Annotated in this window: 20 protein-coding genes; 9 read left to right on the top strand and 11 right to left on the bottom strand. The window is 65.7% G+C overall.

Annotation, left to right across the window (positions count from 1 at the left end):
• The first annotated feature begins 86 nt into the window (after window positions 1-86).
• From CYFUS_RS18350 to CYFUS_RS18340, 3 genes are all read left to right on the top strand, one after another.
• Window positions 87-878: an ABC transporter permease gene (locus CYFUS_RS18350; RefSeq protein ID WP_095986396.1), complete on the top strand. Its 792-nt coding sequence runs from the start codon at window positions 87-89 to the stop codon at window positions 876-878.
• Entirely contained in the window at window positions 875-1,786 is a 912-nt protein-coding gene (locus CYFUS_RS18345) for an ABC transporter ATP-binding protein (RefSeq protein WP_095986395.1), read from the top strand. The genes CYFUS_RS18350 and CYFUS_RS18345 overlap by 4 nt, the downstream gene beginning before the upstream one ends.
• 342 nt (window positions 1,787-2,128) lie before the next feature.
• Window positions 2,129-4,087 (top strand): DsbA family protein, encoded by a 1,959-nt coding sequence (locus CYFUS_RS18340; protein WP_095986394.1) that lies wholly within the window; start codon window positions 2,129-2,131, stop codon window positions 4,085-4,087.
• Between the two features lie 83 nt (window positions 4,088-4,170).
• On the opposite strand, the gene CYFUS_RS18335 is transcribed toward CYFUS_RS18340, so the two are convergent.
• A complete protein-coding gene (locus tag CYFUS_RS18335) occupies window positions 4,171-4,557 on the bottom strand; it encodes a RidA family protein (protein ID WP_095986393.1) in 387 nt (128 codons plus the stop codon).
• Between the two features lie 128 nt (window positions 4,558-4,685).
• Window positions 4,686-6,908, bottom strand: coding sequence for a RelA/SpoT family protein (locus CYFUS_RS18330; protein WP_095986392.1), 2,223 nt, complete (start codon window positions 6,906-6,908; stop codon window positions 4,686-4,688).
• A gap of 382 nt (window positions 6,909-7,290) precedes the next feature.
• Here CYFUS_RS18330 and CYFUS_RS18325 point away from each other — a divergent pair, with 382 nt between their 5' ends.
• Window positions 7,291-8,016, top strand: coding sequence for an FHA domain-containing protein (locus CYFUS_RS18325; protein WP_232537639.1), 726 nt, complete (start codon window positions 7,291-7,293; stop codon window positions 8,014-8,016).
• Between the two features lie 17 nt (window positions 8,017-8,033).
• On the opposite strand, the gene CYFUS_RS18320 is transcribed toward CYFUS_RS18325, so the two are convergent.
• Complete coding sequence (locus CYFUS_RS18320) at window positions 8,034-9,863, bottom strand: serine/threonine-protein kinase (protein WP_232537638.1); 1,830 nt, start codon at window positions 9,861-9,863, stop codon at window positions 8,034-8,036.
• A gap of 138 nt (window positions 9,864-10,001) precedes the next feature.
• On the opposite strand from CYFUS_RS18320, the gene CYFUS_RS18315 reads away from it, so the two are divergent.
• Window positions 10,002-10,757, top strand: coding sequence for an FHA domain-containing protein (locus CYFUS_RS18315; RefSeq protein WP_043430024.1), 756 nt, complete (start codon window positions 10,002-10,004; stop codon window positions 10,755-10,757).
• A 62-nt stretch (window positions 10,758-10,819) separates the two neighbouring features.
• Here CYFUS_RS18315 and CYFUS_RS18310 read toward each other — a convergent pair whose 3' ends face one another.
• Window positions 10,820-11,182: a TraR/DksA family transcriptional regulator gene (locus CYFUS_RS18310; protein WP_002629270.1), complete on the bottom strand. Its 363-nt coding sequence runs from the start codon at window positions 11,180-11,182 to the stop codon at window positions 10,820-10,822.
• Window positions 11,183-11,313: 131 nt separating this feature from the next.
• Here CYFUS_RS18310 and CYFUS_RS18305 point away from each other — a divergent pair, with 131 nt between their 5' ends.
• The 3 genes from CYFUS_RS18305 to CYFUS_RS18295 all read left to right on the top strand — a co-directional run bounded on the left by CYFUS_RS18305 (window position 11,314) and on the right by CYFUS_RS18295 (window position 15,043).
• Window positions 11,314-12,195 carry a DNA integrity scanning protein DisA nucleotide-binding domain protein gene (locus tag CYFUS_RS18305; RefSeq protein WP_095986391.1) on the top strand — a complete coding sequence of 294 codons (882 nt, stop codon included), beginning with the start codon at window positions 11,314-11,316 and terminating at the stop codon, window positions 12,193-12,195.
• Window positions 12,196-12,357: 162 nt separating this feature from the next.
• Window positions 12,358-14,115 (top strand): serine/threonine protein kinase, encoded by a 1,758-nt coding sequence (locus CYFUS_RS18300; RefSeq protein ID WP_095986390.1) that lies wholly within the window; start codon window positions 12,358-12,360, stop codon window positions 14,113-14,115.
• A 16-nt stretch (window positions 14,116-14,131) separates the two neighbouring features.
• Window positions 14,132-15,043 carry a DUF2381 family protein gene (locus CYFUS_RS18295; RefSeq protein WP_095986389.1) on the top strand — a complete coding sequence of 304 codons (912 nt, stop codon included), beginning with the start codon at window positions 14,132-14,134 and terminating at the stop codon, window positions 15,041-15,043.
• Between the two features lie 104 nt (window positions 15,044-15,147).
• Here CYFUS_RS18295 and CYFUS_RS18290 read toward each other — a convergent pair whose 3' ends face one another.
• The 5 genes from CYFUS_RS18290 to CYFUS_RS18265 form a co-directional block, all read right to left on the bottom strand.
• Window positions 15,148-15,732, bottom strand: coding sequence for a head protein (locus CYFUS_RS18290; RefSeq protein WP_095986388.1), 585 nt, complete (start codon window positions 15,730-15,732; stop codon window positions 15,148-15,150).
• 36 nt (window positions 15,733-15,768) lie between these two features.
• Window positions 15,769-16,035, bottom strand: a complete 267-nt coding sequence (locus tag CYFUS_RS18285; protein WP_157758508.1) for a hypothetical protein — start codon at window positions 16,033-16,035, stop codon at window positions 15,769-15,771.
• Between the two features lie 458 nt (window positions 16,036-16,493).
• Window positions 16,494-17,117 carry a hypothetical protein gene (locus CYFUS_RS18275; RefSeq protein WP_095986385.1) on the bottom strand — a complete coding sequence of 208 codons (624 nt, stop codon included), beginning with the start codon at window positions 17,115-17,117 and terminating at the stop codon, window positions 16,494-16,496.
• A gap of 128 nt (window positions 17,118-17,245) precedes the next feature.
• The gene (locus tag CYFUS_RS18270; RefSeq protein WP_095986384.1) at window positions 17,246-17,878 is read right to left on the bottom strand and encodes a hypothetical protein; all 633 of its coding nucleotides are present in this window, start codon (window positions 17,876-17,878) and stop codon (window positions 17,246-17,248) included.
• A gap of 11 nt (window positions 17,879-17,889) precedes the next feature.
• Window positions 17,890-18,252, bottom strand: coding sequence for a hypothetical protein (locus CYFUS_RS18265; protein ID WP_095986383.1), 363 nt, complete (start codon window positions 18,250-18,252; stop codon window positions 17,890-17,892).
• Window positions 18,253-18,469: 217 nt separating this feature from the next.
• Between CYFUS_RS18265 and CYFUS_RS18260 the strand changes: the two genes are divergently transcribed.
• A complete protein-coding gene (locus CYFUS_RS18260; protein ID WP_043430027.1) occupies window positions 18,470-18,769 on the top strand; it encodes a hypothetical protein in 300 nt (99 codons plus the stop codon).
• A gap of 69 nt (window positions 18,770-18,838) precedes the next feature.
• Here CYFUS_RS18260 and CYFUS_RS50660 read toward each other — a convergent pair whose 3' ends face one another.
• A complete protein-coding gene (locus CYFUS_RS50660) occupies window positions 18,839-19,417 on the bottom strand; it encodes a hypothetical protein (protein ID WP_157758507.1) in 579 nt (192 codons plus the stop codon).
• 665 nt (window positions 19,418-20,082) lie between these two features.
• Entirely contained in the window at window positions 20,083-20,529 is a 447-nt protein-coding gene (locus tag CYFUS_RS18250; RefSeq protein ID WP_095986381.1) for a hypothetical protein, read from the bottom strand.
• Window positions 20,530-20,542: the final 13 nt, after the last annotated feature.

Below are 20,542 nucleotides of genomic sequence, written 5' to 3'. Positions count from 1 at the left end.
TCCAGGCGTCCATTCCCTTCGCGGTGCTTCCCTGGGGGACGAGAATCCTGGCGAGCGCTCCCCGGGACCGCTAGGGTCGGGCGGCCTTGAACGGACTGAAAGAAACCGCGGTCATCTGGAGCGCCGAGTGCCAGCGCACCCTGCGCAGCACGCGCGTGCTGGCGCTGCTCGGGCTCTACAGCCTCTTCTCCCTGCTGGTCTTCGTGGTGGCGGCGTTCCTGCGCTCGTTCGTCCAGCAGATGACGCAGTCGGGGATGATGACCGTGCCGAGCGAGGGGATTCCCCTGGCGGTCGTGGTGGTCTTCTTCTTCAGCCTCTTCTTCCTGCCGCTGTACGTGGCGTTGATGGGGTTCGATCAGGTGAGCGGCGAGGTGGGCCCGCGCTCCATCCGCTACCTCACGGTGCGCGCGCGCCGCTCGTCGGTGCTGTGGGGCAAGCTGCTGGCGCAGGCCACGGTGCTGCTGAGCCTCGTGTTCGCGCTCGACCTGGGGCTGTGCGTGTACGCGTGGGTCAGCACGCCGGGCTTCGGCCTGGCGGACTTCGGCGAGAGCCTCTTGCGCTTCTGGCTGGCCTCCGCGGTCTTCTCCTCCACCTTCCTGTCGCTCACCTCGCTCTGCTCCTGTGTCACGACGAGTCCCCCCGTGAGCCTCATCCTCAACCTCGCCGTCCTCGTGTTCTCGCTCGTGCTGTGGATGACGGCCCTGGCCGACGAGGGCAATCCCGTGCGCTACCTGCGCTTCCTCTCGCCGTTGAAGTACTCGTTGGATCTGCTGGATCCGGCGCTGCGCACGGCGGCGATCAGCGTGGCGGCCTATGCCGTCTTCACGCTGTTGTTCCTCGGTTCCGCCCTGACGGCGCTGCGCACGAGGGACCTGTGAGCGAGCCCGCCATCGAACTCACGAATGTCTCGCGGCGCTTCGGCCACAAGGTCGCGGTGGATGGGGTGAGCCTGCGCATCGAGAGCGGCCAGGTGTATGGCCTCATCGGGCCCAACGGAGCCGGCAAGACGACCACCTTCTCCATGATGTGCGGCTACCTGCGGCCCACCCAGGGCCAGGTGCGGGTCATGGGCGTCACCCCCAGCGCCGAGGGCGCGCTCAAGGGCAAGCTCGGCGTGCTGCCCCAGGACGCGGTACTGCCCGGGGGATGGAAGGTGGGGCCGCTGCTCATGTACTGGGCCCGGCTGAGCGGCCTGGAGGCTCCCGAGCGCGAGGCGCGCGAGTCCCTGGAGAAGGTCGGCCTGCTGGAGGCGTGGGGCGTGGAGACGAGCGCCCTGTCCCACGGCATGGGCAAGCGCGTGGCCCTGGCCCAGGCGCTCATGGGACGTCCGCCCCTCGTCCTGCTCGACGAGCCCACCGCCGGAATGGACCCGCGCATCGCCCATCAGGTGCGGCAGGTCATCCTCGACATGCGCGGCCAGCGCACGGTGGTGGTCTCCAGCCACAATCTCCAGGAACTGGAGCAGTTGTGTGACGCGGCGGCCATCCTCGACCGGGGCCGGCTGGTGCAGGCCGGCTCGATCGCCGACCTCACGAGCCAGGGCGCCGAGTTCCGCGTCCAGGTGGCCCGGGGCACCGTCCTCCTGCCCGAACTGGAGGCGCTCCCCGGCGTCACCGCCGCGCGCATGGAGGGCGAGCACCTGCTGCACGTGCGCTTCGACGGCCAGGCGCATCGACCGGAGGAGGTCATCAGCCGCGTCGTGGGCCACCTGCTCCAGACCGGTGTGCTCATCCTGGGCGTGTCGCGGGGCCAGCGGCTCGAGGAGCGCGTGCTCCAGCTCACCTGAGTCCCGGGCGGGAAAGAATTCCCCGGAAAATCCCGGGTGAAACTCCAGGGCGGTTCCGGTCACCCATCGGGAGATGCCGCCCCACCCTTCACCCACCCGCCGTGTGCACGTCTGGCCGCCTGGCCTCGGTGTAGACCCTCCGGCGGGGGGCCACCGGGGGAATTTCCCACGAAAACCTTTGTGTTTTCGGGGACCTGAAGGCGTCATCACCCGGGCCGGAAGGGCCCGCCTCGCCTTGCGTGCCCGCAACGGGCTCTGTTATCACCCCGCGCCCTGCTGATGGACCGCATGTGCCCGGGACCGCAGTTGGACCGACGCCGTACCTAGGAGCAGAACAGACTTATGAAACCCAATGTCATCGTTGCCCTCCTCGTGGGCCTGTTGCTGGGCTTCGTGGGTGGCCGGGCCTTCACCGGCTCCTCGAAGGATTCCGCGGGAAGCAACAAGCCCACCGCGGCCGCCAACGCGGCGGCTCCCAGTGGGAAGCCTGCCGAGGCCACCATCTTCAAGGTGCCCATCGACGACTCGCCCATCAAGGGCAGCGCGGACGCGCTCGTCACGCTCGTCGAGTTCTCCGACTACCAGTGCCCGTTCTGCGCGCGCGCCAACGCCACGGTGGAGCAGTTGCAGAAGGACTACGGCAGCAAGCTGCGCGTGGTCATGAAGCAGAACCCGCTGTCCTTCCACCCGCGCGCCAAGCCCGCCGCCCTGGCCGCGCTCGCCGCTGGTGAGCAGGGCAAGTACTGGGAGTACCACGAGAAGCTCTTCGCCAACGCCAAGGCGCTCGAGGACAAGGACCTGGAGGGCTACGCCCAGGACGTGGGCCTGGACATCTCCCGCTGGAAGGCGGACCTGAACAACCCCAAGCTCTCCGCCATCATCGACCGCGATCAGGCCATGGCCGGCAAGCTCGGCGCCAATGGCACCCCGGCCTTCTTCATCAACGGCCGCTTCCTCTCGGGCGCCCAGCCGATCGGCAACTTCAAGACCATCATCGACGAGGAGCTGGGCAAGGCCGAGTCCCTCGTGCGCTCGGGCACCCCGGCCAACCAGGTGTACGCCGCCATCGTCGCCAAGGGCGTGGAGTCGGCGCCGCGCAACAACCCCTCGCAGCCCGAGGCTCCCGCGCAGGCCTACCGCAAGGTGGACGTGCCCGAGGATGCCCCGTCCTTCGGCCCCAAGGACGCCAAGGTGACGATCGTCGAGTGGTCGGACTTCGAGTGCCCCTTCTGCGGCCGCGTGGGCCCCACGCTCAAGCAGATCAAGGACACGTACGCCAAGGACGTGCGCGTGGTGTTCCGTCACCAGCCGCTGCCCTTCCACCCCAACGCCAAGACGGCCGCCGAGGCCTCGATGGCCGCGCACGAGCAGGGCAAGTTCTGGGAGTACCACGACAAGCTCTTCGCCAATCAGCGCGCCCTGGACCGCGCCTCGCTCGAGAAGTACGCCCAGGAAGTCGGGCTCGACCTGGGCAAGTTCAAGTCCGCGCTCGACTCGGGCAAGTTCCGCGCGAAGGTGGAGGCGGATTCGTCCGCTGGCGCCGCGGTGGGCGCCAATGGCACCCCGACCTTCTTCGTCAACGGCCGTGAGTTCGTGGGCGCCCAGCCCTTCGAGAGCTTCAAGCGGATCATCGACGAGGAGAAGGCGCGCGCCGAGAAGCTGCTGGCCTCCGGCACCAAGCCGGACGGGCTGTACGCCAGGCTCATCGAGGAGGGACTGAAGTCCAACGGCGCCGCCGCCGCTCCCGCCGAGCCGGCCGTGCAGAACATCGAGGTGGGCAATGCCCCGGTGACGGGCGCGAAGAACGCCCCCGTGACGATCGTGGCCTTCTCCGACTTCGAGTGCCCGTTCTGCGGCCGCGTCGTACCGACGCTCCACCAGCTCGAGCAGGAGTACAAGGGGAAGATCCGCGTGGCCTTCAAGAACCAGCCGCTGCCCATGCACCCCAACGCCAAGCCGGCCGCCGAGGCCGCGCTCGCCGCGAACGAGCAGGGCAAGTTCTGGGAGTACCACGACAAGCTCTTCGCCAATCAGCGCGCCCTGGACCGCGCCTCGCTCGAGAAGTACGCCCAGGAAGTCGGGCTCGACGTGAACAAGTTCAAGGCCGCGCTCGACTCGGGCAAGTTCACCGCCCAGGTCACCGCCGACATGGCCGAGGCGGGCCGCGTGGGCGTCACCGGCACCCCGAGCTTCTTCATCAACGGCCGCTCACTCGTGGGCGCCCAGCCCATCGACGCCTTCAAGCGCGTCATCGACGAGGAGCTGAAGAAGAAGGGCACGGTCGCCGCGGACCAGAAGTAGTCCGCACCGTGCGCTGAAGTCGGAAGGCCGCCGCCCCCCTGCTTCCCGGGGGCCGGCGGCCTTCGTGCTTGCGGGGGGAGGCTTCAGGACACGGCGATGGCGTCGATCTCCACCTTGGAGCCACGGGGCAGCGCGGACACCTGCACGGTGACGCGGGCCGGAGGCGAGCCGGGGAAGGAGCGGCCGTACACCTCGTTCACCCGGGCGAAGTCCCCCAGGTCGGTGAGGAAGATGGTGCAGCGCACCACGTGGGAGAAGTCCAGACCAGCGGCCTGGAGCACCGCGCCCAGGTTCTTCATCACCTGCTCGGTCTGCGCGACCACATCGCCCGGCACCAGCTCCATCGTCTTCGGGTCCAGGGGAATCTGTCCGGACAGGAAGGTCATCTTCCCGGCGTCCGCCTGCACCGCCTGGGAGTAGGGGCCAATCGCCTTGGGCGCGTTGTCGGAGTGCACCGTCTTGCGAGCCATGTCGTCACCTCGGGAGCGAGCGGCGGCCAGGAGTGGCCGCGCGCGTGTCCGGGGCGGGCTCTACCATCCGCCCGCCGGCCGGCCAATCCCCTGGACGGCCCCGAGGCGGGGCGGATGCGGAGAAGACGTCAGATGCGCTCGACGGAGTAGACACCCGGCAGGCGCTCGATGGTGCGCATCAAGTCGGTGAGCTGCTTGAGGTCGGTGATGGTGACCTCGAAGGTGTTCACCGCGCGCTCATCCCCGGTGGCCCGGCAGTTGGCCTGGGAGATGTTGACGCCCTTCTTGGAGAAGGTGTTGGAGATGTCCGCCAGCATGCCCGTGCGCTCGGTGGTGAGCACTCGAAGGGTGACCGGACGCTTGAAGTCGCCGCGAACATCCCAGGACACGTCGACGCGCCGCTCGGGATCCGTGGCCAGGGCCTTGTCGCAGCCCACCGTGTGCACCGTGACGCCCCGGCCCCGGGTGATGAACCCCGCGATGGGGTCCCCCGGAACCGGGTTGCAACAGCGCCCGAAGCGCACCAGCACGTCGTCCACGCCACCAATCTGCACGCCGCTGCTGTTCTGCTTGCCCACCAGCTTCTTGGCGAAGTCGGTGACCTTGGACAGGCCCGGCAGCATGCTGGCGGAGCTGGCGTGGTTGCCGGAGGTGTCCGAGGCGGGCGCGTTGCGAGCCTCGCCCGAGGACGCGGCCAGCTTCTCCGGCGGCACCACGCGCGAGAGCACCTGGTTGGGCACCACCTTGCCGTAGCCGATGGCCACCAGCAGGTCGTCCTCCACGCGGAAGCCCAGCTCCTCGCACACCTTCTTGAGCTCGCCGTTCTTGAGCAGGCGGTTGAAGTTGAGCTGGAAGCGCTTGAGCTCGCGCTCGAGCAGCTCGCGGCCCAGTTGCAGGCTCTTCTCGCGCTGCTGCTGCTTGATGAAGGCGCGGATGCGCTGCTGGGCGCGGCTCGTCTTGACGAAGGTGAGCCAGTCCTTGGACGGGTGCGCCTGGGGGCTGGTGAGCACCTCCACCGTGTCCCCGTTCTTGAGCTTGTAGCGCAGCGGGACGATCTTCCCGTTCACCTTGGAGCCCACGCACCGGCCGCCCACGTCCGAGTGGATGGCGTAGGCGAAGTCCACGGGCGTGGCGCCGCGCGGCAGGCTCTTCACGTCACCCCGGGGCGTGAAGACGAAGACCTCGTCGGTGAAGAGGTCCACCTTCACCGTCTCGAGGAACTCCTTGGGATCCTTGAGGTCCTGCTGCCACTCCATGAGCTGGCGCAGCCAGGCGAACTTCTCGTCGTCCTTGCTGACGGAGAGCGCCTTGCCCTCCTTGTACGCCCAGTGCGCCGCGATGCCTTCCTCGGCCACCTTGTGCATGTCCGGGGTGCGGATCTGCACTTCGATGCGCTCGCCCAGCGGCCCCACGACCGTCGTGTGCAGCGACTGGTACATGTTGGGCTTGGGGATGGCGATGAAGTCCTTGAAGCGCCCCGGCACGGGCTTCCACAGCTGATGCACCAGACCCAGCGCCTCGTAGCAGGCGGGCATGGAGTTGGTGATGATGCGGAAGGCGATGACGTCGTGGATCTGCTCGAACTCGATCCCCTGCGACTTCATCTTCTTGTAGATGCTGTAGGCGTGCTTGAAGCGGCCGCTCACCTCGCCCTTGAGCCCACGCTCGGCGAGCTTGCTGGTGATGAGCGTGCTCACGTCGTCGAGGTACTTCTCGCGCTCCTTCTTGCGCCGGCCGATCTTGTCCTGGAGCGCGAAGTACTCCTGGGGCTTGACGTAGCGGAAGGACAGGTCCTCCAGCTCCGTCTTCACCCAGCTGATGCCCAGGCGGTTGGCCAGCGGGGCGTAGATGTCCAGGGTCTCCTGGGCAATGCGCCGCTGCTTCTCCTCGGACATGTGGTCCAGGGTCCGCATGTTGTGGGTGCGGTCGGCCAGCTTCACCAGGATGACGCGGATGTCCTGCGCCATCGCGATGATCATCTTGCGGAAGTTCTCCGCCTGCTTCTCCTCCTGGGACAGCGTGGCCGAGGCGGAGAACTTGGACAGCTTCGTCACACCGTCGACGAGCTGGGCGACCTCGGGGCCGAACAGCTCGGTGAGTTCCTCGGCGGTGGCGAGCGTGTCCTCGATGGTGTCGTGAAGCAGTCCTGTGACGATGGAGGCCTCGTCGAGCTTCAGCTCGGCGAGCAGCCCAGCGACCTCCAGAGGATGTATCAGGTAGGGCTCACCTGATTTGCGCAACTGACCCTGGTGCACCTTGGCCGAATAGACGTAAGCCTTCTTGATGATGTCCAGGTCGGGGTCCGGGTGATAGGAGGCCACCCGTTGGAGAATGTCGTTCAGGCGAATCATCGAGGCGTCAGCAATGCTAACTGCCGCACCCAGGAGGGGCAATGTCGCGCTCTCGGGATTCGCCCGACGCTCGCTGTCGTTGACCCGGCGTTGCACCCACTTCTAGAGTCGATCCGATCATGTCACAGCTGCTGCTGTCCGTTCTCGCCGTGGTCTGCCCGAACTGTGACGGCCACAACCCCCCTCGGACCGAGGTGTGCGCCAGCTGTGGCGCCCCGCTCGCGGCCACCGCGTCGAAGTCCCCCGCCCGCCCCTCGGGTAGGCCAGGAGCCGACTCCCCCCCCGGTCTGCGGCCCTCCACCCGCACGCCGCCCCCCCATGCCGCGGCGGGAGGCGTCCCCGTCGCCGCCCGGCCTCCGCCCGGAGCCCTTCCCCGGGCCCCGTGAGCGCGCCGGCCCGTCCCGCCGTGGGAGGCGCCCCGGCGGCCCGGCCCGTCAGCGCCGCCCGGCCCGTGCCCACCGCCTCGCGCTTCGGCCTCACGGTCGTCGCCGGCTCGTCCCGGGGCCAGCGCTTCAAGCTGCCCATCACCGGCTGTACGGTAGGCCGCACCCGGGGTGCCATCCTCTTCGCGGATGACGTCTTCGTCTCCGCCCAGCACGCCACCTTCCTCATCAAGGACAACGTGCTGCACGTGCGCGACGAGGCCAGTGCCTCGGGCCTCTACGTCACCATCCCCGGCACCGAGACGCTCACCCCCTACGCCTTCTTCAGCGTGGGCCAGCGGCTCTTCCGCTTCATCGGCAAGCTCGACGCGCCGCCCCCCGTCGCCGGGCGGCCCATCGTCTATGGCGCCCCGGTGCCTCCCGGACAGGGCGTCTATGGGGTGGAAGAGGTGCTCGTCGGCGGCCGGGGAGGTCGCACGGTCGTCACCTCCGCCCCGCTGCTCACCATCGGACAGGCCAACTGCGACTTCTGCTACGCCCAGGAGGAAGGGCTCGCCGGACGGCACTGCGAGCTGAGCTTCACCGCCTCCGGGGCCCAGCTGAGGGACTTGTCCGGCGGCCTCGGCACCTACGTGCGCATCCCCTCCGGCGTGGACCGGCCGCTGCGCTCGGGAGACCGGGTGCGCATGGGCCAGCACGTCGTCCAGGTGGATTTGATGACCTGACCCGGGCGCTGGGGACGCTACGGGCTCGCGGGCTCGGCGAGGCCCGGCTCCTTGAGCAGCAACGTGGCGCGCGCCTTGGAGTCCGGCGCGTCGCGCAGGTGCCTGCGCCACCACCCCCGCGCCTCGTCGTTGATGCCCCGCGCCCAGTACACCTCGCCGAGCATCAACGACAGCTCCGGCGTCGGATCCAACACGAAGGCGTTGCGGTACTCGGTGGCCGCGAGATCCAGGTTGCCGTTCTTGTAGGCCTCGTAGCCCGCCTGCTTGCGCCGCAGCGCCTCGCGCTCGTCGCGCCGGCGGGGCGGAATGACCTGCTCGTACAGCGGCACCCCGGGCGCGGGCACGTAGGCCCCGGTGTCCTGCCCCGGAATGGGCGCGTTGCTCGGCGGGACGAAGGGCTTGGCGCGCGCCTGCTCGCTCCAGCTCGTGTACAGCCAGTAGCCCGCCAGGGCGAGCGTGCCCAGCGCCAGGGTGAGCACGAACGCCTTGAGCACCCCGAAGCCGCCTCCCGGCTCGGGCTCGGGCTCGGACTCGGGCTCGCGCGGCGGCAGGGTGAGGAGCATCGCCTCGGTCTTGTCGTTGAGCGGGGCGTTGAAGATCGGGGGAGGAGTGCGCTCGGGCGCGCGCATCACGGAGACGGACGCGGTGGAGGAGCGATCGCGTTCGGCCCGGGACGCGGGGGCGATCTGCGTACGCTCGGGCGCCGCCCGGGGCATGGGAGCGGTCGCCTGCGTGCGCTCGAGCGGGGCCTTCACGGTGGGCTCGGGCGAGCCGTTCCAGTTCGTGTCGGTGATTTCCGTGCTCAGGGTATTGGGCGGGGGCGTGCCCCGGCGCGGCAGCGGCGCGAGCCCCTGCGCCGGGCGCCGGCCGGTGGAGCCCGAGGGCGCGTGGCGGCGCTCCCGCTCCTGGGCCACCGCGAGCAGCTCCGCCCGGAAGGCCTCCGCGTCCTGGGGCCGGTCATCCGGACTCTTGGAGAGCGCCCGCATGATGAGCCGCTCCATGCCCGGCGACACGCGCACCTCCGGACGGCGGCGCGAGGGCGGAACCGGCTCCTCGGTGAGGTGCTTGGTGGCGAAGCCCACCGCGGTGTCGGACTCGAAGGGCAGCCGCCCGGTGACGAGCTGGTAGAGGATGACGCCCACCGCGTACAGGTCCGAGCGGTGATCCAACGAGCCGCCCCTGGCCTGCTCGGGCGACATGTACTCGGGGGTGCCGCACACGAAGCCGGTGCGCGTGAGCGCCGGCCCGTCGTCGTTGCCGCCGTCCTGGATCTTCGCGATGCCGAAGTCGAGCACCTTGACGCAGTCCGGCTCGTTGCGGCGCTGCTCCACCATGATGTTCTCGGGCTTCAGGTCCCGGTGGATGACGCCGGCGCCGTGCGCGTCGTTGAGGGCGGAGAGCACCTGGCTGACGATGCGCGCGATGCGCGGCTCGGACAGCGGCCCCTCCTTGCTGAGCACGGTGTGCAGATCCTGCCCCGGCACGAACTCCATCGCGATGAAGAGCGCCCCGTCCTCGGCCTGGCCGAAGTCGAGGATGCTGATGGAGTTGGGGTGGTTGAGGCGGCTGGCCGCCTTGGCCTCGCGCTTGAAGCGCGCCACGGTGCGCTCGTCGTTGAGCAGCGAGCGGCGCAGCACCTTGAGCACCACCAGCTTGTCCAACGCCTCCTGACGGGCACGGTACACCTTGCCCATGCCCCCCTCGCCAATGAGGGCCTCGACCTTGTACTTCCGGGCGAGCGTGCGGCCGATGTACTCGTCCTGATCTCCACGCGCGAGCGTGGCGCCGCAGGAGGGGCAGTAATTGGAGGCGTCACCGGTTTCGGTGCCGCAGCTGGGGCAAGGCAAGGAGGACATCCCGGATGCAGGAGGATCGGGTGTTGTCCCCCGAACTTCCCATGAGCGTCGGGTGTCCCGCAAGATGGAGGACCCCTGATCTCGTTCCGAGCAACCCCCCGCGCGGCTTGATATGTACACCCGCCCGCCATGCCACACTGTCCCCGCTGCGACGCCGAGAATCCCGATTCCGCCACCACCTGCCATGCCTGTAGCGCGCCCCTGCGCTCGGGGACCATGGTCATGGCCGCCACCAAGCCCGTGCTCCGTCCCCAGGTCTCCCTGCGGGTGGTGCGGGCCGACGGGGGCCCGGAATCCGTGGTGAAGATGACCCGGGACACCCTCACCTGCGGCCCCCAGGGGGATCTGCCGCTCGTGGACGATCCCTTCATCATGCCCGTGCAGGCGCGCTTCTTCTTCTCCGGAGGCCGGCTCGCCATGGAGGACGTGGGCGGAGCCAACGGCGTGTTCGCCCGCCTGCGCCAGGAGCGGGAGCTGCCCGTGGGCGGCGAGCTGCGGCTGGGCCGGCAGCGCCTGGTGCTCGAGCCCATTCCGGCGGCGGCCGTGGGCCCCGGCGGCGCCCACATCTGGGGCTCGGCGGATCCCGGCTACCGGCTGCGGCTGGTGCAGATTCTCGAGGGGGGCATCCGCGGGGCGGCCTTCCCGCTCAAGGAAGGGGACAACCACCTGGGACGCGAGCACGGGGAGATCACCTTCCCCACCGACGGCTTCGTCTCCGGACGCCACGCGCTCCTGCACGTGAAGCAGGACCGGCTGCGCGTCAAGGACGTGGGCTCGTCCAACGGCACCTTCCTGCGGCTGACCGGACCCGTCTTCGTGGAGAACGGGGACCACTTCCTCATCGGACGGCAGTTGCTCCGGGTGGAGATCCAACTGGCGGCGTGAGGCTCGGAGCAGGGGGATCCAGCCGGGCCCAGGCTTGGAGGGCCCCCCACTCCGTCACGGCATCAGCCGTAGGACTTCTCCTTCTTCTCCTGCTCCTCCTTGCAGCGGATGCACAGCGTGGTGACGGGCCGTGCCTCCAACCGCTTGGGGGAGATCTCCTCGTCGCACCGCTCGCAGACGCCGAAGGTGCCATCCTCGATACGGCCGAGCGCCCGGTCGATCTTCTGCAGCAAGAACTTTTCCCGATCACGCAACCGGAACACCATCGATTGCGTGTACTCGGAAGAGGCCTGATCGATCTCGTCGGGGAGATCGTCGGTGTCGAAGCTGGCCTCCTCTACCAGCGTCTTCTTGGCGCTCTCCAGCAGGCTCGTCTTGCTGTCCTCGAGCATCTTCTTGTAACGCTTGAGATCTTTCTGGTTCACAGCCGTAGGCTCCCGTGCGGCGGGGACATGGGCCCAACATCCCCGAAAAAAAGGCCGGAAAGCTTTATTCAGACGCGGACTGGTGTCAAGGAGGCCCGTCTTCCCTCCAACAAGCGGCGCGGTTGCATCTTATGAGCGAAACCTCGAAATTCGACCGGGAGTTCCTGCGAGCCGCCCTCTCGCTCGCTGGGAAGGGTGACGTCGACCACTTCCTCTACATCAGCGACGTGCTCATCGCGCCCGAGGATCTGCGGCGACAGCTCGCCAAGCGCAAGCTCGTCTACGCCGTCACCACCCCACGCCTCGCCCAGGAACTGCTCGCCAACAAGCAGCGCGCGCTCGTCATCCCCGCCTACGACTACTCGCGCACCGAGCGGGTGAAGGTGGCGCTCGTGTCCGCGCTGTCCCAGGGAGCGTTCGCCGAGGGCAACCTGGTGCTGTGCATGACGGGCAAGCTCGGCCGTCCCCCGGACACGCTGATGCAGATGCGCATCGGCGGCTCGCTGGACGATCGGCTGGCCATCGAGGGCGTGAAGCTCGGGGACGAGTTCAACTCCCAGGTGGTGGACGCCCTCATCCAGCTCGCGCTGCAGATCGGCCAGGAGGGCTTCGAGGGCCACCCCATCGGCACCATCATCACCATCGGCGACCACACGAGCGTGATGGAGAAGAGCCGGCAGATGACGATCAACCCCTTCCAGGGCATCTCCGAGTCCGAGCGCAACGTGTTGGATCCGAAGATCCGCGAGGCCATCAAGAACTTCTCGGTGCTCGACGGCTCGTTCGTCATCCGCGAGGACGGCGTGGTGCTGGCCGCGGGCCGCTACCTGTCGGCGTCCGACGAGGCGGTGAAGATTCCCCTCGGCCTGGGCGCGCGGCACGCCGCGGCGGCGAGCATCACCTCGACGACGAAGAGCATCGCGCTGGTGGTGAGCCAGACCTCCGGAGCGGTGCGGCTCTTCAAGAACGGCAACATCGTGCTGGAGCTGCACCAGACCGCGCGCCGCACCTGAACCCCGGCCCGGAGTCCACACGGCGGGACTCGTACACGAGGGCCCCGCCACCTCCGCCACGAGAAGTACTCCCTGGCGTCGTCCACTCCGCGCCCTACCTCAGACCTCCGAACGCTTCCCTCACCTCCCTGGTAGCCTGCCGGCCACTCGGAGGAGGGTGGGATGAGAATCGCGAGGGATGAGGTGCCGGACGAGCCGCTCGGGTTGAACCTGTTGCCCGGAGCGGAGGTGGCCGGCTTCATCATCGAGAGGCGGCTGGCGGCTGGCAGCTTCGGCGCGCTGTACCAGGCCCGAAGGGGTGTCAAGCGCTTCGCCATCAAGCTGGTGCCCCGGGACGCGCGGGGCGAGCGGGAGGTGGACGCGCTGCGGCGGGTGCAGGATCTGCCCGTGGTGGGCTTCCACGGCTATGGCCTGTGGCCCGAGGAGAAGCCGCGCTTCATCGTCCTGGCGCTGGAGTTGGTGGAAGGCGTCGCGCTGGACACCTGGGCGCGGGAGTTCAACCCGAGCACGTCCGAGCTGCTCACCCAGGTGATGCTGCCGCTGGTGTCCACGCTCGGCCAGCTGCATGCCGCGGGCGTGGTGCACCGGGACGTGAAGGAGGCCAACATCGTGATGCGGCGGAAGGACGGCCATCCGGTGCTGGTGGACTTCGGCGCGGCGGGGTTCGAGGGCGCGCATCGGCTCACCTTGCGGCTGCCGCCGGGCACCCCCGAGTACCGCAGCCCCGAGGTGGTGCGCTTCGCCCGCGAGTGGGAGGGAGAGCCACCGCCGGGGCGGCCCGGGGACGACTTGTGGGCGCTGGGCGTCACCCTCTACGCGCTGCTCACGCGCACCCTGCCCTTCGGCGATCGCCACGGCTCCCTGGCACAAGCCATCCTCGAGGACGCACCCGAGCCTCCCCACGTGCGCAATCCGCGCGTGCCCGCGACAGTGGGCGAGCTGTGCCTGCGCCTGCTGGCGAAGGAGCCCGCGGAGCGCCCCGCCGATGCGTCCGCGCTCGAGCTCGACTTGAAGGCCGCCCTCGCCGGAGCCGATGCCGCGTGGGACGAGCCCCTCTTCGACGGAGGCCGCAAGCCGCTGCCTCCAGCGGAGCCCTGCCTTCCCCTCATGCCGGAGCCCGAGTTCCCCCTGGCGTCCGAGTTGCGGCGGCGGCACATGGCCCTCGCGTTGGGCGCGCTCGCGGCCCTGTTCCTCGCTCCCGCGACCCCACTTCAAAAGTCCACCGTGCTGCTGCCAACGTCCCAGGAGGTTTCTCGCCATGAAATGGCGGAGGTCGACATGACGGGAGAAGTTGTGTCCAGCGCGGGACTTCAGAAGTCACCACCCCCCGCGCCCGTCGCCCAGGCGACGAACCCCGCGGAAATACCCATGCGTCCCTCTCCGAAGAATCGTCTGATCATCACCGCTGCGGCCACTGCCGCTGTCTGCACGGCTCCCGCTTGTGTGAGCGGGCCGAAGCCTGCCCCTCCGATGCCCGCTGAACCCTGCCCCGCTGGCAGCGAGAAGACCCGTGAGCGTCTGGGCCTCGGTCCGACCGAGGATGTCAAGGTGTGGTTGATGAGCTACGTGAGAGGAAATGACTTCACTTCATTCATTTACGTGAAGTCCGGTCCGGTCATCACCGAACCCAAAATCCTTCCCCTCCCAATCAGCAACGTGCCCCAGAGGACGCAGGACGCGATCCCCAGGCGCACGATCTTCAAGGGACAACTCTATACCCGGGAGAACCGTGTCTATGGTCGATTCACCGAGGTCACTCTCCCGGGCGAAAAACCCATGCCGATTTGCATGGAGATGGACGATGGCGGCCTGGATGAACCCGGTGTGGAGACATACGGAGGGACGCGCAGCAACCCATTGCTCCCTCCCGCCGTGCGGCTCAGGACCATGCCTGAATTCCGTCCGATCCCCAGCCGGTGATGGGAGAGCCTGACCCGTGCTCGCGACCGCCCTGCCGCTCATACTGACACTCTCATTGACACAGAACCCCGCCCCTCCTGGGCACATGGACTGTGAAGAGATTCAGCGTATCGAACGAACGAGAACAGCCCCTACTCCCCACGAGATCTGCGTCAGCCCTGGACGCATGACAGGAGTTGTCTTCGATGAACCCGTCTTGGTGGAACTGCAAGAAGAGTTCCGGTTCGAAGAGGTCTCTCGTGGTCGCACGAGCATCAATGTCATGCCCCCCAAGGACATGGCTCCTGGCGAACGGCTTCGCTTGTCGGCTCGCTACGTGGATGGAAACCACCCGGAGGACGCCCTCACGCTGTTCCTGGTGGCGTCTCCCGACCAGTCCACCCGACAAGTCGAGGTGTTCCGCGATACGCGAACTCGCGAATCCTTCGAACGCGAATTGGAGCAGGAACGCGTGGAAAGGCAACGCAGCCAGCAAGAGCTGGCCCGATTGCGGCTCGAACTCGAGCAACTTCGTCAGAAGTACGCGGATCCCCGCCAACTGCATTGGCTGATTTACAGCCACTCCATGACTCGAGAGGGCATCCGTGCCCGGACTTTCAAGAAGTCACTGATTGGACAAGAGGGCAACGAGCTCCGCGTCGACAAGGGGGTCAGCTATCGCTCCAAGTACCGTATAGCCATTGAACTCTGGCTGGTGAACTTGGGTTCGATCCCCTGGAACAACATCGGTATAGAAGTACGGCTCCTCCCCCACGGGGATTGGCCGATTGTCCATTCCTGGCAGCAAGCGATGCCCGAGGTGAACGTGGCGTTCATGGTCATCATCGAGATGGAAGCTCCATCCGCCTGGACATCTGTAGAATGCGAGCTGCTCCTACGGGATGACTCGGGGAAGAGACTCAGAATCAGGGGAATCGAGATCCCCTAGTCCGACCCCACCATCGAGAAGGGAGCCTCCTCGTCACCGAGCGAGGAGGTCCTCTTCGTTTCAAACCACCCGGCAATCGAGCGCGTATTGCTGGGCCGCCGCTTCTATTGTCCCGATTCCTCTTTCTTCTCTAGCCTCTTGGCCGTGGAGAAGGGGAAGATGGCGCGGTGCTTGATGTTTCGATAGTACACCGCCAGATAGTGCTCGCCCCCGATCTGAATGACCGTCTGCGCTGACGGCTCCGACTGACTTCCAAACCAAGCATCTGCCTCCTCACGGGTGTTGAATGTGACCACCACCGAAGGGAGGCCGTCTTTCGTCATCTCCTCAAGATAAAACTCAAGGGTTGGATGCGGGAGGAAGGTGCGCCAATCGCTCTCGCGACGATACGCCACCACATGGTACTCGCCCGAGATCAGGACATAAGCCATGGCCGGCGGCCTGGGGTTGTTGGCCAGCCAGGAATTCGCTTCCTCGCGCGTCTTGAAAGCGGCAACCACCGGGGGCGGCGACTCAAACTCGAGGCTCTCCCGATAGTCCATGAATTCATATGACAGCCCATTCGCCCAGATGAATCTGAGCGCGTCGGCCGCAGCACGAAGCAACTCGTGCTCCTCCGGGGACTGGGTCTTCTCGTCGACTCGTCCGAGGAGATCCACCGCGTTATTGATCAGGTCTCCGATTGCCATGGTGTCGCCGCCAAAGTGTGGAACCCGCCGCAGGGCTCATGATGCTGCCAACAACAAGACCGGAGCAAGAATCAGTGCGCCTCCACCGGAGGCAACCGCGACAAAAGCAACCCCTGCGATGACGACAACGCCTCCCAATAAAATCTCCTGATGGTATCGCTTCAACCAATCAACCGCTTTGCTCGCGGTCGAAAACTCCAGAACGCGCTCTCCCTGCGCATTCTTGCAATCTAGATAGGGTTGCATGCATCGACGCTCACAATATTCTTTTTTCCCGCCCTTCCCACGATCCGGAGTTGTCATGTGCCCGTATCCCCGGGGGACTGGGGTGCTCATACACTCACTGACGCACTGACGGTTCTCTTCATCGCAGTCGCGGCGTCTAGCAGCAGCCGCAAGCACGAGCGCCCGTGTGTTCTCTCGGTGCGGGGCTGGAACCTGAATGACGAAAGGTCAAGCTCCTCCGCAGGACGCCAACTGTGCGTGACGTGACCGCTTGGGGACTCTTGGATGACGAGAACGTACCGGTTGAGTTCTTCGATGGCGGGATAAAAAGTACCGCCGCTCATCCCTGCGGACTCATGGCTGCTCGCGTCGTCGGTCAGCTCCAGCGTAGCCGGTCCCGATGCACAGCCTAATACGAGCACCCCCAGGAGGACCCCTGTCCCGAGGACCAAGTCGTAATTCGTGCTTTTCATCTGACCGAAGCTACACCGGCGAGGTGGGCATCGCAAGAGACGTATACACGCCACACGGTTCCGTCAGTAGACGATGAAGTCGAACTGCTCAATGGCCGCTCTGAATGCGTCCTCGGTCGTCTCGCGGCGCTTGGCGAGAGATGGAGCGTAGAGCGTTACAGCTGTCGTGCAGGGAGGATCCCTGTACTGACCCTCCACGATGATGGGGCGAAAACCCCCCGGCCACTGGACGCTGTTGAGTTCGCGGGCTCGCCTGATGGGGTCCAGGATGGTGAAGCAGGGCCACTTGGGGAAGCGCAGGGTGGTGGGGTCTGCGCCCATGATGCGGCAGCCATCCAGGAGGGCCTCGGTGAAGTCGCAGTCCTCGATGGCCCCGTGCTCCCATCCTGTACCGTAGTCGGGCCAGTGCCCGAAGTCGCACCCTGTTAGCCGCCCCTTGAAGCGGCACCCCTTGAGGGAAGCCTTTACCCACTGTTGGTGATTTTTCAGCTCCTGCTTCACCTCGAAAGAGCAGTCGATGAAACGGGAGCCGGTCAGAAACAGGTTCCTCCCCGAGACCTTGACGACGACCGTGCAGTTGCGGAGCGTCAGTCCCGAGCCGAGGAAGTAGAGCGAGCCTTTGTCGGTCAGCTCCAGTCGTTCGTTCTCGATTTCCTGGCCCTGGTAGAAGACCTTGTTGTAGAGCATCCGCCGACCTCTCAGAAGGTGAGCATCCGGAAGAACTCGCCCGCCATGCGCCGACCATGCCGCGCCAGGTTCGACTCCGTTCCGGAACTGTGGGAGAGCCACTAAAACGGATCAAGCCCACCGTCCCGTCAGTAGAAGATGCAGTCGAACTTCTCGATGACGGCTCGGAGTTCCTCGGGGGTGGTCTCGAAACGCTCGGCAGCGGAGGGAGCGTAATAAGTCAAGGCCTTGGTGGACGGAGGGTGAGTATGCAGGTTGTCCACGACGATATCACCAAAGCTTCCCGGCCATTTAACGCTGCGTAGTTCGGGGGCTCGGCCAATGGGGTCAAGGAAGGTAAAGCAGGGCCACTTGGGGAAGCGAAGGGTGTTGATGTCGCAGGCGTGAAACCGACACCCTGCCAGCCGGGCCTCAGTGAAGTCGCAGTCCTCGATGGACCCGTGTTGATACCACGGCAGGTCCATGTATTCAGGCCAGTACCCAAAGTCGCACCCCGACAGCCGCCCCTTGAAGCGGCAGCCCTTCAGGGATGCTGCCACCCAGCTCTGGTAGTTCTTCAACTCCTGCTTCACCTCGAAGGTGCAGTCGATGAACCGGGGCAGCTTGAGGCTCAGGCGCCGGGCGGACACCTTTAGCACGAGGGTACAGTTCCTCATCGTCAGGCTGGGGCCGAGGATGTAGTTGGCTTTCGTATCCGTCAGCTCCAACCGCTCGTTTTCAATTTCCCGATCTTTGAAGACGATGTTCCCGAGCGAATCCATCCCCGCCCCTTTCAGAAGGTGAGCATCCGGAAGAACTCGCCCGCCATGCGCCGACCATGCCGCGCCAGGTTCGACTCCGTTCCGGAGAGCATCTCGTACTTGTAGGCCTGGTCGCGATACACTTCCAGCAGCCAGTCTCCCTTGCTTTCTACCGTCTCAACGCCATTGGGTGGCGGCAGGAGGTGGAGCAACTCCCGGGCGGCCGCGAGCACATCACCACAGGCGGCGGGAACGCACTGTAGGCGCCCCGGGGTGACCTTGCCTGGGCGATGAAAACGAAGGTAGAAGCGCGGGGCATGACGTTTCAAGTAGGAGTTTTCGGAATGACCTTCCGTGTGATGGGGCTCGGCGTGCTGGTCGCCACGGCGGTTCATGCCCAGGCAGTGGCGCCAGCTCCACCTCCTGCTCCGTCCATCCCAGTGCCTGTTCCCCGGTACGTCCCCGCAGGAGCGGGGGCACCCATGATGGGCCAGCCGGGCGAGTAAATCGCACCCATCGACCGCTCGCCGAACACGCGAGTGCTTCCTCCGACAAGGGAGCCTGGAATCTGGGTCGCGGATGGATTGAGAGACAATTCAAGAGGAGTGCCAGATGAAGACGCGAGCCAGCTCAAGGTGGTTTTTTGCGAAGATTGACGCAATTCGCGCCGAAGCGGGACATGACGCCAAGAAGCTTGAAGCGCTCTCCCAGGACCCAACAGTGGAGCGCGAGGCACGGGAACTGTTTCCCGAGGACCCAGATCTGTTCGCACAACTCAAAACGGCCATCGAGCTGGAGCTTCCACTCGCAAGGCGAGGAATCTTCCTGGTTGACGGACCGCCGACTGATGAGCAGGTCGCCGAGTTGAAGCGAATCAACCGAGAAGCCCTCCGGTTCCTGAAGAAGTCTTGAGCACCGCCTGGAGGCTACGTTCGATGAGAGCCTCCTCGTCGTCGGCTGAGGAGGCTCTCTTCGTTGAAGTCAAGGGACGTTCTCTGGTTCGTTCGTGAAGAGCGCGTGAAACAATGTGGTTTCTGGAGGCTCCTTCCATTGTACGAACAGCGAAACGGGCATTTGTGCCATCTCGCGCGGAAGCCGGGTGAATCCAAACTTAGCTTCGACTCTCCTTGCAATGACTTCAGCAGGCGCCTTTATCTCGGGTCGCTGAAGCTCAAAGTCCATCGCCCTGAAAACCCGCGTCTTCTCCCGGTCTTCGAACTGCACACCATAGACGGCATAAACCGGGGCAATAATGCTCACGCAACCAACAACGACCCAATGAAGGTCTGGCAACGGGCGTCCCTTATCGGGGTATACGACACAACGGAAACAAGCATCGGGCGTCGCGGTGGCATCGCCAATGGAAAATCCGGGCAACTCACCCCTGAGCTCATCAAGGAATGCCCACCAGCGATTTATATTTTTGATTTCCTGTTCCCACAACTCATGAAGCCGCCTGGCTTCGGGACTGATCTGCTGGCCCGGACGATAGTCGCCATTTCTATTTGATGGCCAGTATCTGCTCGCGACCGCAATCAACTGCTCAAGAGACGAAGACATGACATCACCTGACAGGCGAAACGCGAGGAGTGAGAATGACAGGCTCAACCCCTGGATAACAAATGGACGTGACGCGCGATCCCAGGATAACCTCTCTAAGAGTTAGTCCATAAAGCGTCTTGAACTGCTCGCACGCAATACCTATGGGCGTTGCAAGCGTAGCAGCCCCGAGCGTCTCCCAAGCAACTGCATTAGCGCAGCTTGCAGCTCGGCTTTGTGCCACATCTACGGGAATGAAGCCCTGCTTCTTGTTCTTGATTGGTACTTCGACGCCAAACTTGCAGTAAACCAACTCTTCCGTGATATCTCTCAAGATGCCAACGTGAAGACAAGCGGCCCGCCAGCCCCCGGCCTCCTCGTCTTGCAGAGGAACAACATCCTTGAATTGGAAGTGGCTCGGTCTCACTCCCCCTTCAACCCAAGTCCTTGTTGCTCCAGCGGCACATCCGGAGAGCAGCACGAACAAAGGCATGAATGCAAACATTCGTGCGAGTCGTCTTGAAGTGCACACGGCATCCCCCCAGTACCTGTTTGGCTATGTGTCCAGCAAGATACGGTAGCGTGCACCAGTAGAATTCCGCCAGAGCAACCAGGCCGCAGGGTCTACTTGGGAACATGGGTTGGGAACTGCTCCGAAGAGCGCGATATGCTGGGCAGGCCGAACGTCAAAGCGCGGACAGTCGATCACTCACCGCCTGGAGGAGCGCTTCACCCTCGGGAGTGGCCTTCTTGGCCTGTGCGTGCCGCGACAACGCGAGCGCATGACCCAGGCGATGTGACACACCCTCCATGTCCCCACGTTGCTCGAGCAGGTCCGCTTCCGCGCTCAGCAATCTGACCAGGGCCAGGATCTTCTCGGGAGTCCCGAGCAGTTCCGCCACCGACGCCGCATCGAAGGTGATGAGCGTGCGGTACTCCATCCCGAACAGCGACAGGCTCGTCTGCCGCACCAGTTCGAGCGCCTCGTCCGTCTTCTGACCCCTTCCCGCCTTCGCGATGGCCGCCAGCGCGGAGACGAGTTGCTTGATCATTCGCTCGATGTAGTCCTCGCGCATTCCGGCCATGACCCAATGCTCTCCGCTCCACGAGGCGAAGTCCAGTCCTCCAGGCATGCGGAGCCCGCCC

The organism is Cystobacter fuscus (assembly GCF_002305875.1).
In the GTDB taxonomy this organism is placed as follows: Bacteria; Myxococcota; Myxococcia; order Myxococcales; family Myxococcaceae; genus Cystobacter; species Cystobacter fuscus_A.
Note: the sequence above shows the minus strand (reverse complement) of the source record. Positions and strands in the feature narration are given on the sequence as shown.

Bases quoted from the DNA above. Each gene is read 5' to 3' on its own strand.
- CYFUS_RS18340 (WP_095986394.1), top strand. From the start codon at position 2,129: ATGAAACCCAATGTCATCGTTGCCCTCCTCGTGGGCCTGTTGCTGGGC.
- CYFUS_RS18335 (WP_095986393.1), bottom strand. From the start codon at position 4,557: ATGGCTCGCAAGACGGTGCACTCCGACAACGCGCCCAAGGCGATTGGC.
- CYFUS_RS18330 (WP_095986392.1), bottom strand. From the start codon at position 6,908: ATGATTCGCCTGAACGACATTCTCCAACGGGTGGCCTCCTATCACCCG.
- CYFUS_RS18315 (WP_043430024.1), top strand. From the start codon at position 10,002: ATGCCACACTGTCCCCGCTGCGACGCCGAGAATCCCGATTCCGCCACC.
- CYFUS_RS18305 (WP_095986391.1), top strand. From the start codon at position 11,314: ATGAGCGAAACCTCGAAATTCGACCGGGAGTTCCTGCGAGCCGCCCTC.
- CYFUS_RS18300 (WP_095986390.1), top strand. From the start codon at position 12,358: ATGAGAATCGCGAGGGATGAGGTGCCGGACGAGCCGCTCGGGTTGAAC.
- CYFUS_RS18290 (WP_095986388.1), bottom strand. From the start codon at position 15,732: ATGGCAATCGGAGACCTGATCAATAACGCGGTGGATCTCCTCGGACGA.
- CYFUS_RS18285 (WP_157758508.1), bottom strand. From the start codon at position 16,035: ATGACAACTCCGGATCGTGGGAAGGGCGGGAAAAAAGAATATTGTGAG.
- CYFUS_RS18275 (WP_095986385.1), bottom strand. From the start codon at position 17,117: ATGCTCTACAACAAGGTCTTCTACCAGGGCCAGGAAATCGAGAACGAA.
- CYFUS_RS18270 (WP_095986384.1), bottom strand. From the start codon at position 17,878: ATGGATTCGCTCGGGAACATCGTCTTCAAAGATCGGGAAATTGAAAAC.
- CYFUS_RS18265 (WP_095986383.1), bottom strand. From the start codon at position 18,252: ATGAACCGCCGTGGCGACCAGCACGCCGAGCCCCATCACACGGAAGGT.
- CYFUS_RS18260 (WP_043430027.1), top strand. From the start codon at position 18,470: ATGAAGACGCGAGCCAGCTCAAGGTGGTTTTTTGCGAAGATTGACGCA.
- CYFUS_RS50660 (WP_157758507.1), bottom strand. From the start codon at position 19,417: ATGTCTTCGTCTCTTGAGCAGTTGATTGCGGTCGCGAGCAGATACTGG.
- CYFUS_RS18250 (WP_095986381.1), bottom strand. From the start codon at position 20,529: ATGCCTGGAGGACTGGACTTCGCCTCGTGGAGCGGAGAGCATTGGGTC.